The sequence below is a fragment of the Janthinobacterium pasteuri genome, assembly GCF_051380775.1.
Taxonomy (GTDB): Bacteria; Pseudomonadota; Gammaproteobacteria; order Burkholderiales; family Burkholderiaceae_D; genus Janthinobacterium.
Genome location: NZ_JBNYXS010000012.1, coordinates 115,347 through 127,106, shown reverse-complemented (window position 1 = coordinate 127,106; position 11,760 = coordinate 115,347). Strand labels below are relative to the sequence as shown.

Genomic DNA, 11,760 nt, shown 5'->3' with positions numbered 1-11,760 from the left:
GCTGAAAAAGGGCGCGACAGGCGCGCTGGCGCAGCCGTGCGGCGGCACGGCCAGCGCTGCGGGGAACAGAGGAACGGTGCGTACCAGTGACTGCCGCGCCGCAGCGCGACACCGCACTTTCAGGTGCGGCGGTGGCTGGCGAAGAAATCGAGCAGCATCTTGCTGGCGTCGGGTTTGGCCTTGTCGTTGAACGGCAGGCTGGCGTCGCCGCCGCTCCACGCGTGCTCGAGGTGCTCGACCTGCGCCACGCGCAGCAGCACATCCTTGCCCACCTGATAATCGTGCAAGGCATACGCATGGGCCGGATTGCGTCCGCCCGCCGCGCCGCCCGGCAGGCGCTGCGCCGTCACCAGCGTATCGGCAGGCAGGCGGTTGACGCGCACGCTCTGGCGTACCAGTTGCGTCTGATTGATGGGCCGCACCACCTTGTCGGCCTGCCCTTGCAGCAGGATGGTGGGCAGGCGGGGAAATTCGGGCTGGCGTGCCAGCACTTCATCGATGGCCGCATCGGCACGGGCGGCAGCGCCATGCTGCATCACCTGCAACGCGCCGATCAGATTATGGCCGGCGCCAAACACAGGCCCCGAATGCAGGCCCAGCGCGGCAAACAGATGGGGATGGTTCAGGGCCACGATATGCGCCATGCCGGCACCGGCAGAAATGCCGCAAATATAGATACGCGCGCGGTCGATCGCATACCGGGCCGCCACCTGCTCGATGGCGCCGACGATCAGGCGCACGTCGCCGCCACCCTCCTGCGTCAGCTTGTCGTACCACTTCCAGCAACGGCGCGCATGCGAACGCAACGATTGCTGCGGATACAGCACGGCATAGCCCTTGCGTTCAGCCAGGCGGTTCATGCGCGTGCCTTCGGCAAACTGCGTTGCGCTCTGTTCGCAACCGTGCAGCATCACCAGCAGCGGCCGGCCACGGCTGCGCATGGCGGCGCTCGGCGCCTTCTCGGGCAGGTACAGGAAATACGGCAGGCGCCGGCCCGGCAACTGTCCCAGTTCCGGCAACGGCGCATAGTGGGAGGCCAGCCACTTGCCCGGCGGGGGCGCCGTTCGCTTGCGCACGCGCGGGGGCGACAGGGGTGTGGCAAACGGCGCCAGTGCGGGCACGGCGTCGCTGACGGGCCTGGCGCGCGGCTTGGGACTCGCCTGCGTGGCCTTGGCCACCGCCTTGCGGCCCCTGGGCTTGGCTGGCACGGGCCCGAACAGCACCTTGGCCAGTTTGGTCGCCGTGCGCTGCTGCGCCTTACCGGCGCGCAATAGCCCGCGCAGCCATTTGGTGGCGGGCTTCACCATGGCAAGCGCCGCGCGTGTCGTTGTGGAGCGTACCGCAAGTTCATTCCTCTGCATCGTTGCATCGTCAGCATGTGCGGCCTCCTCCGTAGAACGCATAGAGTACCGCAATTGGCTGACAACACCGTACGTTTGCACACCGATAAAAGTGCCGCAGGCACCATTGAGGCAGATCAAACGCGACCTTGTGCGCATGCGTAATCTGAGTATTCGATCAGCATCTTACGAGGAGAGAACACCATGAGCTATCTGGACCGCGACATCCTGGGCATGTATCGCAACCACGACGGCCCGGGGCCGGCCCTGATGGGAGCCGACACCCTGCTCGGCGACGATGTCTACAATCACAGCGACGAGGAACTGGGCGACATCAAGGAAATCATGCTCGACATGCGCACCGGCCAGATCGCCTATGCCGTACTGTCCTTCGGCGGCATCCTGGGCACGGGCGACAAGCTGTTTGCCGTCCCGTGGGAACGCCTGACCCTGGACCCCGTCAACAAGCGCTTCCTGCTCAACGTGGAAAAAAATCAGCTGAAAGACGCACCCGGCTTCGACAAGAACAACTGGCCCGACATGGGCAGCGATGCGTGGGACCAGCAGATGGAAGCGTTCTATGGCAGCGGCACGCGCTACGGCAGAGGTGCCATGGCGGCAAGCCGAATGCAGTCCGGCAGCGATCTGCGCAGCGGCACCAGCGTGCAATCGGGCAACGAAGCCAGCATGTCGGGCTCTTCCATGAGCGACAGCCGCGCCGGCACGGGCAGCAGCCAGGGCGGCTCGCGCTCATCGCTCAGCGATGATGGGCGCGACGAGCGCAGTTGAGCGAGCCGCCAGGCAAACCCGACAGGCAAGGGCCGGGGTCGTACCCTGAGGGTACGACCCCGGTATTTGCTTGGGGGTTAGCAACCTACCGCTGCATCGATTCCCACACTTTTTGTAAACGCTTGGCAGAAACAGGCATCGGCGTACGCAATTCCTGCGCAAACAGGGATACGCGCAGCTCTTCCAGCATCCAGCGGAACTCGACCAGTTTCGGGTCCGTGTTCTTGCCCGCCTGGCGGTCCTTGGCCTGGCGCAAGTACGGCGCGGCCGCCGATTGCCATTCAGCCATGAGCTTGGTGTCGCGCGCGGGGTCGGCGCGCAGCTTTTCCAGGCGCACGTTGATCGCCTTCAGATAGCGGGGGAAATGCGCCAGCTGCGTGTACTCGTTTTCCGTCAGGAAGCGTTTGTGCACGAGTCCCTGCAGCTGCGACTGGATATCGGCCGCCGCCGCTGCCGGAATATTCTGCAGGCGCTTGGGCAAGCCGTGGAATTCCGTCAGCACTTGCGACAGCAAACGGGCGATTTCATTCACCAGCAACACCAGGCGCGACTTGCCCTCCGCCTGGCGCTTGGCAAACGAAGCGGCGTCCAGCGGCAGCGGATCTTGCAGGCAAGCGATGTTGAGCGCCTTGTTGATGATTTGCTCGCGCAGTTCTTCCTGCGAACCCAGGGCCATGAACTGCATGCCCATCTGTTGCAGGCCAGGGATGCTTTTCTCGACGTACTTGATCTGCTCCTTCATTTGCAGCGCAAACAATCGGCGCAAACCGATCTTGTGCGTACGCGCAGCCACGGTCGGGTCGTCAAACACTTCCAGGTCGCAATGCGTGCCCTTGTCAACTAGCGCAGGGAAGCCGATCAAGGTCAGCTTGCCCTGCACGATTTCGAGCAATTCCGGCAATTCGCCGAAGGTCCAGCCCGTCAAGCCCATGTGCTGCGAGACGGTGGCATTCGCCGATGTCGGTGCGGCAGGGGCGGAAGCACCCTTGCCTGCTGCAACGGTAGCGCTCTGCGCCTGCAGCCGCGACGCCACTTGCGCGCCCGCCACCTTGGCACCGGGTGTGCCCGTGCCGGACACGCCCGACACTTCGGCCAGTTTCTGGAAACTCTGGCGCGCCTGGCCGCCGAATTCCGCCTGCAGGGTGGCCAGGTTGCGGCCCATGTCCAGCTGGCGGCCATGCTCGTCGATCACCTTGAAATTCATGAAGTGATGGGCAGGCAGGGTTTCCGGCTTGAAGTCCGTCGTCAGCACATTGATCGTGATTTGCGTGCGGATGTCGGCGATGATGGCGTCGATCAGGTCACCCCGGCCAAACACGCCCGCCTCGTGCACGCGCTCGCAAAATTTCGCCGCATAGTCAGGCAACGGCACGCAATGGCGGCGCAACTTTTGCGGCAAGGATTTGAGCAGCAAATGCACTTTTTCCTTCAACATGCCCGGCACCAGCCATTCGCAGCGCTCGCGCGGCAACTGGTTCAGCGCATACAGGGGCACGCTCAAGGTCACGCCATCGCGCACGCTGCCCGGCTCGAAGTGGTACGTGAGGCCCATTTCCAGGCCCGTCACGGACATGGTTTTAGGGAACAGATCCGTCGTCACGCCGGCCGCCTCGTGGCGCATCAGCTCTTCGCGGTTCAAATACAGCAGCTTCGGATTTTCGCGCGCGGCGTCCTTGTGCCACTTCTCGAAACCGGCGCCATTGCACACGTCCGCCGGCAGCAGCTTGTCGTAGAAGGCGGCGATCAATTCATCGTCGACCAGCACGTCCAGGCGGCGCGATTTGTGTTCAAGGTTTTCGATGTCCTTGATCAGCTTGTGGTTGTGCGCAAAGAATGGCGCGCGCGTGTCGAAGTCGCCGCCCACGAGCGCATCGCGGATGAAGATTTCGCGCGCTTCCGGCAAGTTGAAATTGCCGTAATTGATGCGGCGCTGGCTGTACACCACCAGCCCATACAACGTCGCCCGTTCCGACGCCGTTACCTGTGCCGAACGTTTTTCCCATCGCGGCTCGCCCCACGATTTCTTCAGCAGGTGTACGCCCACCTTTTCCAGCCATTCGGGCTGGATTTGCGCCACGCAGCGTGCATACAATCGCGTGGTGTCGACCAGTTCGGCCGCCATGATCCACTTGCCCGGCTTTTTCAGCAGCGAGGAGCCGGGCCAGATATGGAACTTGATGCCGCGCGCGCCCAGATACCCGGCGCCCGGCTCGTCCTCGCCCTTGAAACCGATATTGCCCAGCAAGCCAGTCAGCAAGGCCATGTGCAGGTTGTCATAGGTGGCCGGTGCGTCGTTCAGGCGCCAGCCCTGTTCCTTGACGATGGTTAACAACTGCGAGTGCACGTCGCGCCATTCGCGCAAGCGCATCTGCGACAGGAAATTCGTGCGGCAATTGTCCTGCAGCTGGCGGTTGGTTTTCTTGTGCTCGATGGCGGACTCGAACCAGCGCCAGATTTTCAGGTAGCTCAAGAATTCCGACTTTTCATCGGCAAACTTCTTGTGCGCCTCGTCGGCCGCCTGCTGATGCTCCATCGGGCGGTCGCGCGGATCTTGCACGGACAACGCGGAGGCGACGATCAGCACTTCCGTCAAACACGCGTTATCGAGCGCGGCCAGGATCATGCGGCCCACGCGCGGGTCGAGCGGCAGCTTGGCCAGCTTGTTGCCCAGCGGCGTCAGTTTATTGACTTCATCGACGGCGCCCAGTTCCTGCAGCAACTGGTATCCATCGGCCACCGCGCGCGCCAGCGGCGGCTCGATGAAGGGGAAGGTTTCCACGTCCGTCAGGTGCAAGGATTTCATGCGCAGGATGACGGCCGCCAGCGAAGAGCGCAGGATTTCCGGCTCCGTGAATTTGGGCCGCAGCAGATAATCCTGCTCTTCGTACAGGCGGATGCAGACGCCATCGGCCACGCGGCCGCAACGGCCGGCGCGCTGGTTGGCGGCCGACTGGGCGATCGGCTCGACCTGCAGTTGCTCCACCTTGTTGCGATAACTGTAGCGCTTGACCCTCGCCAGGCCCGCGTCGACCACGTAGCGGATACCGGGCACCGTCAGCGAGGTTTCCGCCACATTGGTGGCCAGCACGATGCGGCGCGCATTGCTGGTCTTGAACACGCGTTCCTGCTCCTCGGCGGACAAACGGGCGAACAGGGGCAAAATCTCCACATGCGGCGGATGGTGCTTGCGCAGCGCTTCGGCGCAGTCGCGGATTTCGCGCTCGCCGGGCAAGAACACCAGCACGTCACCCGAGCCGATGCGGCACAGTTCTTCCACGCCATCGACGACGGCATCCATCAGGTCGCGCTTTTCGCGCGCAGCGGCGGTGCGCTGGCCCGGTTTGTCGGCGCTGTTGCTACCCGCACCGGGCATGGCCACCTGCTCGCGTTCCACGGGACGATAGCGCACTTCCACCTGGTACAAACGGCCCGACACTTCGATCACAGGCGCGGGCTTTTCCGGCGTGCCGAAATGGCGCGAGAAGCGTTCCGCATCGATGGTCGCCGAGGTGATGATGATTTTCAAATCAGGCCGGCGCGGCAGCAGCTGTTTCAGATAGCCGAGCAGGAAATCGATGTTCAGGCTGCGTTCGTGCGCTTCATCGATGATGATGGTGTCGTAATTTTTCAACAACGGATCGGTCTGCGTCTCGGCCAACAAGATACCGTCCGTCATCAGCTTGACGGAGGCGCCACGGCTCAAGGTGTCGGTAAAGCGCACCTTGAAACCCACCGTTTCGCCCAGCGGCGTTCCCAGCTCCTGTGCGATGCGCTTGGCCGTCGAGGACGCGGCGATACGGCGCGGCTGCGTGTGGCCGATCATGCCCTTCTGGCCACGTCCCAGTTCCAGGCAAATCTTCGGCAACTGCGTCGTCTTGCCGGAACCCGTCTCACCCGAGACGATGATGACCTGGTTTTCCATCAGGGCCTTGGCGATTTCGGCGCGCCGCCCCGAAACGGGCAAGTCTTCCGGATAGGTAATCGGTGGCAGCGGATTGCGGAAGGCCTTTTCCGCCTCGCGCGCGGCGCGGGCTGCATCACGGCTTTCCTGCCCCTCGCGCGGCGGGCGCGGCGCGCGCTGCTGCTGCTGCTGCTGCTGCTGTTGTACTTTCGGCTGCTCCGTGCGCGGCGGCTGCTTCCTTTGCTGGCTCACAGGCGGGCGCTGGCGGCCCTGCGCAGGCGTGGCGACAGGCGCGGAAACATCCCCGTTGACGGGCACATTTGCAACGTTGGAAAGAGGGGAAGACTTATTGCTGGCTGAAGACATTGTTTTTTTACAGGTATTTTAAGCGCGCACATCGCGCAGCGAATTATAATGCGCTTAATGGAAAACCCTACCCAATTCGTCCAATGGCTGCGCTCCGTCGCGCCCTACATCCACGCCTTTCGCGGCAAGACCTTCGTGGTCGCCTTCCCCGGTGAACTCGTCAGCGCCGGGGCGCTGCAGGTGCTGGCCCATGATTTGTCCCTGCTGCATGCGCTGGACATCAATGTCACCGTCGTCTACGGCTCGCGGCCGCAAGTGGCGGAACAACTGGCCTTGCGTAACGTCGAAGGGCGCTTCCACAATGGCGTGCGCATCACGGACATCGCTGCGCTGGAATGCGCGAAAGAAGCGGCAGGCGAGCTGCGTCTCGATATCGAGGCCGCCTTCAGTCAGGGCTTGCCGAACACGCCGATGTCGCATGCGGCCATCCGTATCATTTCCGGCAACTTCATCACGGCGCGCCCGCTGGGCGTGATCGATGGCGTGGATCTGGAACTGACGGGCATCACGCGCAAGGTCGACGCCGAAACCATCCATTCCATCCTCGGTTCGGACGGCCTGGTGCTGCTGTCGCCGCTGGGCTTCTCGCCGACCGGCGAAGCGTTCAACCTGACCATGGAAGACGTGGCCTGCAGCGCTGCCATCGCCCTGCACGCGGACAAGCTGATTTTCATCACGGAAACGCCGATGATGGAAGACGCCACGGGCGTGGAAATCCGCGAACTGTCGTCGCACCAGGCCGAAGCCGTGCTGATGGCCGGCTTCTTGCCGGACGCCACGGCGTTCTACCTGAAACATTGCGTCAAGGCATGCCACAACGGCGTCGAGCGCTCGCACATCGTGCCGTTCTCGATGGATGGTTCGGCCCTGCTGGAATTGTTTACCCATGATGGCGTGGGTACCATGATCAGCCATGAAAACCTGGAAAGCCTGCGCCAGGCCACCATCGAAGACGTGGGCGGCATCATCAAGCTGATCGAGCCGCTGGAAGCGGACGGTACCCTCGTCAAGCGAGGCCGCGAGCTGATCGAGCGCGAAATCGATTATTTCTCCGTCATCGAGCATGATGGCGTGATCTTCGGCTGTGCCGCCCTGTACCCGTTCCCCGCGCAAAAGATGGCGGAAATGGCATGTTTGACGGTCAACCCGGAAGTGCAAGCCCAAGGCGACGGCGAGCGCATCCTGAAACACATGGAAAACCGCGCGCGTGCCGCCGGCCTGAACAAACTGTTCGTGCTGACCACGCGCACCTCGCACTGGTTCAAGAAGCGGGGCTTCGTCACGGCTACCGTCGACGATTTGCCGAAGGACCGCCAGCATATGTATAACTGGCAACGCAAGTCGCAGGTGTTAATGAAAACCTTGTAAAAAAAGCCCGGCATGCCGGGCTTTTTCTTTACTTAAACATCATTACTTGATGTTCAGCGGGGCGAACGATTTCACCAGATCGTCGAGCGCCTTCAATTGCGCCAGGAACGGTTCCAGCTGGTCCAGTGGCAAGGCGCTGGGGCCGTCGCAGCGGGCGTTGTCGGGGTCCGGATGGGCTTCCAGGAACAGGCCGGCGATGCCGACGGCCAGGCCGGCGCGGGCCAGGTCCGCCACTTGCTGGCGGCGGCCACCCGAGGCGGCGCCGCCGGGGTCGCGCTGCTGCAGCGCGTGCGTGACATCGAAGATAATGGGCAAGTCGTCACAGGTTTTCTTCATGACGCCAAAACCCAGCATGTCGACCACCAGGTTATCGTAACCCAGGCAAGTGCCGCGGTCGCACAGGATCAATTGCTCGTTGCCCGCTTCCTTGAATTTTTCGACGATATTGGCCATCTGGCCAGGGCTCAAAAACTGCGGCTTCTTGATGTTGATGACTTTACCCGTTTTCGCCAGGGCCACGACCAGATCCGTCTGGCGCGCCAGGAAGGCGGGCAGTTGCAGCACGTCGACCACTTCGGCCACCTGCTGCGCCTGCCATGGCTCATGCACGTCGGTAATCACGGGCACGCCGAACGCCGCCTTCACGTCCTGGAAAATGCGCATGCCTTCTTCCAGGCCGGGACCGCGGTAAGAATGGATCGATGAACGGTTGGCCTTGTCGAAACTGGCCTTGAACACATAGGGAATGCCCAGTTTTTGCGTCACGCGCACATATTCTTCGCAGGCGCGCATGGCAAGATCGCGCGATTCGAGCACGTTGATGCCGCCAAACAGCACGAAGCTGCCTGCATTGCTGACGTCGATGCCATGGACTTTCACTGAGGTCATACGGATTCCATATTGGTTAATTGCTACTACTTGCTTGGACGAGGCGCAGCCAGCGGCTGGCGCGATAAGGCATCTTACTAGCTAGGGCGGCGCAGATCAAATTTGATCCAGCGCAAGGGCTCGATAAACGCCATGCAAGCTGGCCGTGACGGCCCCGCGAGGGCAGGCGCAAAGTGCCTTATAATCACGCTTTATCTCTACACTGATTCAGGAGCACAGATGGCCCGCACGATCCACTGCATCAAACTCAACAAGGAAGCCGAAGGACTGGATTTCCCACCGTACCCGGGCGAACTGGGCAAGAAGATTTACGAATCGGTGTCGAAAGAAGCGTGGGCCGCCTGGCTCAAGCACCAGACCATGCTGGTCAATGAAAACCGCCTGAACCTGGCCGACGCGCGCGCCCGCAAATACCTGGCCACGCAGATGGAAAAGCATTTCTTCGGCGATGGCGCCGATGCGGCCATGGGCTACGTTCCGCCAACGGAATAGTTTTATCGCTTGCCCGTGACCACGTCACGGGCAGTTTCACCTGCGTTTCACGCCCTGCCCCGCCGATTCACGGCACCTCCTCCCCGTTTCGTCGCAAGCGCCTCGCCGTCCCTGCCGCCGTCTGGCACATTACGTCCATCGACAACTTTATTTCAGGGCGGACACCATGTTGCAGCAAATCTTCAGCCACACTCCCCTCTACGTCTGGGCCATCCTGGGCTTTCTCGTGTACCGCGGCGTGCTGGCCAGCCGCGCACGCGAAGTGGCCTTGCGCAAGCTGTGCATCATTCCCCTGGTCATGCTGGTCCTGTCCCTGAGCGGCGTATACGGCAGCTTCGGCCTGGCCGGCATCGCGCCATTCGTCTGGGGCGCCGGCGCCCTGGCCGGTGCGGCGCTGGCCTGGACGCTGGTCGATCCGCGCAAGATGACGGCCATTCCCGAGCGGGGCAGCGTGCAGCGCCCTGGCAGCTGGGTGCCATTGATCTTGATGATGAGCATCTTCTGCATGAAATATGCGGTCGGCGTGACCCTGGCCATCACCCCGGCGACTGCCCATGCAACCGGCTTCATCGTGCCAGTCTGCCTCGCCTATGGCAGCTTCAGCGGCCTCTTTCTCGGTGGTTTGCTGCGCACCGTGGCCGTGTACCGCCAGGCGCAAATGACAAGCGGCCCACAGGGGGCCGCCGTCTAAGAAAGGTGCAAACGCCGGCGAACGCCGGCGATCACCTTAGTACGCCAGGGTACGCACGCCTTCCGGCGTGCCCAGCAGGCAAACATTGGCGCCGCGCACGGCGAACAGGCCGACGGCGATGACGCCGACGATCTGGTTGATCTGCTGTTCCAGCGCCACCGGATCGGCGATCTGCAAGCCCAGCACGTCGATGATTTCGCCACCGTTGTCGGTAATGAACGCTTCGGTGCTGCCAGCCTTCAGGCGCAAGCGGGGCGTGCCGCCCAGCGCGGCCAGCTGGCGCGATACGGCGGCGCGCGCCATCGGCACCACTTCCACCGGAAGCGGGAAGGCGCCCAGAGTGCCCACCAGCTTGGAACCGTCGGCGATGCAGACGAACTGTTTCGCTACAGAAGCCACAATCTTTTCACGCGTCAATGCCGCGCCGCCGCCCTTGATCATGGCACCGCTGGCCGTGATTTCATCGGCGCCGTCGATGTAGACGGCGATCGACTCGACGTCGTTCAAGTCGAAAACTGCAATGCCATGGCCTGCCAGGCGGGCGGCCGTCGCTTCGGACGAGGCGACCGTGCCTTTGATGCGATCCTTGATCTTGGCCAGTTCGTCGATGAAAAAATTGGCGGTGGAACCGGTGCCGACACCGATGATTTCACCATCGACTACGTAATCAATGGCGGCACGGGCTACGGCTTGCTTCAATTCGTCTTGGGTCATGACATTCAGGCTAAAGTGGGAAATGACGCTATTTTAACGGATTGCCAGCCCGGCCAGCCGGCCATGATGACCGCCCATTCGATTTGATACAACAGGCAAGTGGGAAAACCTTGCCATAGGGCAATTCCCCATTCAAATACTCTCTATGCCCAGAAAAATATATGCGAAAATGAAACGATAGCTCAATATGACGTTTCAGGAATAGCAAATGAATCACAGTAAACAGGTACTTGTTGTCGATGACAGCCGGGTTTCACGTTTGATGTCGCATCAGTTCATCCTCAGCAAACATGCCGACTGGCAAGTGATTGAGGCGGCGACAGGTGAAGAAGCCCTGGAAAAAGTCAAGACAGTCAGCCCTGTCCTGATATTACTGGATGTCAACATGCCCGGCATGGGCGGCGTGGCAGCAGCGGAACAATTGCGCGTGCTGTGCCCGCAAACGCACATCATTCTCGTTACGGCGAATGTGCAAAACGCCATCCGCAACCGTGCCAGCGAACTAGGCGTGGGCTTCATGGAAAAACCCATTACGGAAACCCGCATCCATCAGCTGATCGAATCACTGGGACTGTGAGCATGATCAATCTCTCCGAACTCGAAAACGATGCCCTGGTAGAGATATTCAACATCGGGGTGGGCCACGCTGCTGCCGCGATGAGCGAGATCGTCAATGAAGAAGTGACCATGTCGGTGCCGTCGATCACCTTCCTGAACCGTGCCGACGCGGGCGCCCTGCTGGACAGCAAGAAGGATGGCGAACGCATCTGCGGCGTCAGCCAGCATTACGATGGCGCCTTCGCCACCGAAGCCATCCTGATGTTCCCGGAAGACAAGAGCCTGGAAATCGTGCGCCTGATGGTGGGCGATGCCATGCCGCTGCAGGAGCTGACGGAGATGGAACAGGAGGCGATGAGCGAAATCGGCAACATCATCCTCAACTCCTGCGTGGGCACGCTGGCCAACCTGTTCGACAGCGAACTGCATGGCTCGCTGCCCCTGTACCACTTGGGCACCAGCGCGGAAATCCTGTCCTCGTTCGGTGGCCACGATGACGAAGCCGTCGTGCTGATGCTGCATATCGACTTCGTGCTGTCCAAGCACCAGATCCACGGCTATGTCGCCTTCGTGCTCGACCTGTCCGCCTTGCATGACCTGAAACAGCAGGTCAGCCACTATCTGGCCAAGGTCCTGGGACAGGCGTGACAATC

The 11,760-nt window shown here is 61.8% G+C and carries 10 protein-coding genes; 6 read left to right on the top strand and 4 right to left on the bottom strand.

From position 1 onward, the window contains the following. Positions 1–119 precede the first annotated feature (119 nt). Positions 120–1,307 carry an extracellular catalytic domain type 1 short-chain-length polyhydroxyalkanoate depolymerase gene (locus tag ACQ4WN_RS14285; protein ID WP_436552133.1) on the bottom strand — a complete coding sequence of 396 codons (1,188 nt, stop codon included), beginning with the start codon at positions 1,305–1,307 and terminating at the stop codon, positions 120–122. 237 nt (positions 1,308–1,544) lie between these two features. Here ACQ4WN_RS14285 and ACQ4WN_RS14280 point away from each other — a divergent pair, with 237 nt between their 5' ends. Next, entirely contained in the window at positions 1,545–2,129 is a 585-nt protein-coding gene (locus ACQ4WN_RS14280; RefSeq protein WP_436552132.1) for a PRC-barrel domain-containing protein, read from the top strand. An 85-nt stretch (positions 2,130–2,214) separates the two neighbouring features. Here ACQ4WN_RS14280 and hrpA read toward each other — a convergent pair whose 3' ends face one another. Continuing rightward, complete coding sequence (gene hrpA / locus ACQ4WN_RS14275) at positions 2,215–6,396, bottom strand: ATP-dependent RNA helicase HrpA (RefSeq protein ID WP_436552131.1); 4,182 nt, start codon at positions 6,394–6,396, stop codon at positions 2,215–2,217. Positions 6,397–6,453: 57 nt separating this feature from the next. On the opposite strand from hrpA, the gene argA reads away from it, so the two are divergent. Next, complete coding sequence (gene argA / locus ACQ4WN_RS14270) at positions 6,454–7,764, top strand: amino-acid N-acetyltransferase (protein WP_436552130.1); 1,311 nt, start codon at positions 6,454–6,456, stop codon at positions 7,762–7,764. A gap of 42 nt (positions 7,765–7,806) precedes the next feature. Here the strand turns inward: argA and kdsA are convergent, their stop codons facing one another. Then, positions 7,807–8,652 (bottom strand): 3-deoxy-8-phosphooctulonate synthase, encoded by an 846-nt coding sequence (kdsA, locus tag ACQ4WN_RS14265; protein WP_436552129.1) that lies wholly within the window; start codon positions 8,650–8,652, stop codon positions 7,807–7,809. A gap of 219 nt (positions 8,653–8,871) precedes the next feature. Here kdsA and ACQ4WN_RS14260 point away from each other — a divergent pair, with 219 nt between their 5' ends. Together ACQ4WN_RS14260 and ACQ4WN_RS14255 are read left to right on the top strand one after the other, a co-directional pair. Then, positions 8,872–9,144: an oxidative damage protection protein gene (locus ACQ4WN_RS14260; protein ID WP_034750797.1), complete on the top strand. Its 273-nt coding sequence runs from the start codon at positions 8,872–8,874 to the stop codon at positions 9,142–9,144. A gap of 166 nt (positions 9,145–9,310) precedes the next feature. Continuing rightward, positions 9,311–9,835 (top strand): DUF6622 family protein, encoded by a 525-nt coding sequence (locus ACQ4WN_RS14255; RefSeq protein WP_436552128.1) that lies wholly within the window; start codon positions 9,311–9,313, stop codon positions 9,833–9,835. 36 nt (positions 9,836–9,871) lie between these two features. Here the strand turns inward: ACQ4WN_RS14255 and rpiA are convergent, their stop codons facing one another. Then, positions 9,872–10,549, bottom strand: coding sequence for a ribose-5-phosphate isomerase RpiA (gene rpiA, locus ACQ4WN_RS14250; RefSeq protein WP_436552127.1), 678 nt, complete (start codon positions 10,547–10,549; stop codon positions 9,872–9,874). A gap of 208 nt (positions 10,550–10,757) precedes the next feature. Between rpiA and ACQ4WN_RS14245 the strand changes: the two genes are divergently transcribed. Further along, the gene (locus ACQ4WN_RS14245) at positions 10,758–11,126 is read left to right on the top strand and encodes a response regulator (RefSeq protein WP_436552126.1); all 369 of its coding nucleotides are present in this window, start codon (positions 10,758–10,760) and stop codon (positions 11,124–11,126) included. 2 nt (positions 11,127–11,128) lie between these two features. Continuing rightward, complete coding sequence (locus tag ACQ4WN_RS14240; protein WP_436552125.1) at positions 11,129–11,755, top strand: chemotaxis protein CheC; 627 nt, start codon at positions 11,129–11,131, stop codon at positions 11,753–11,755. Positions 11,756–11,760: the final 5 nt, after the last annotated feature.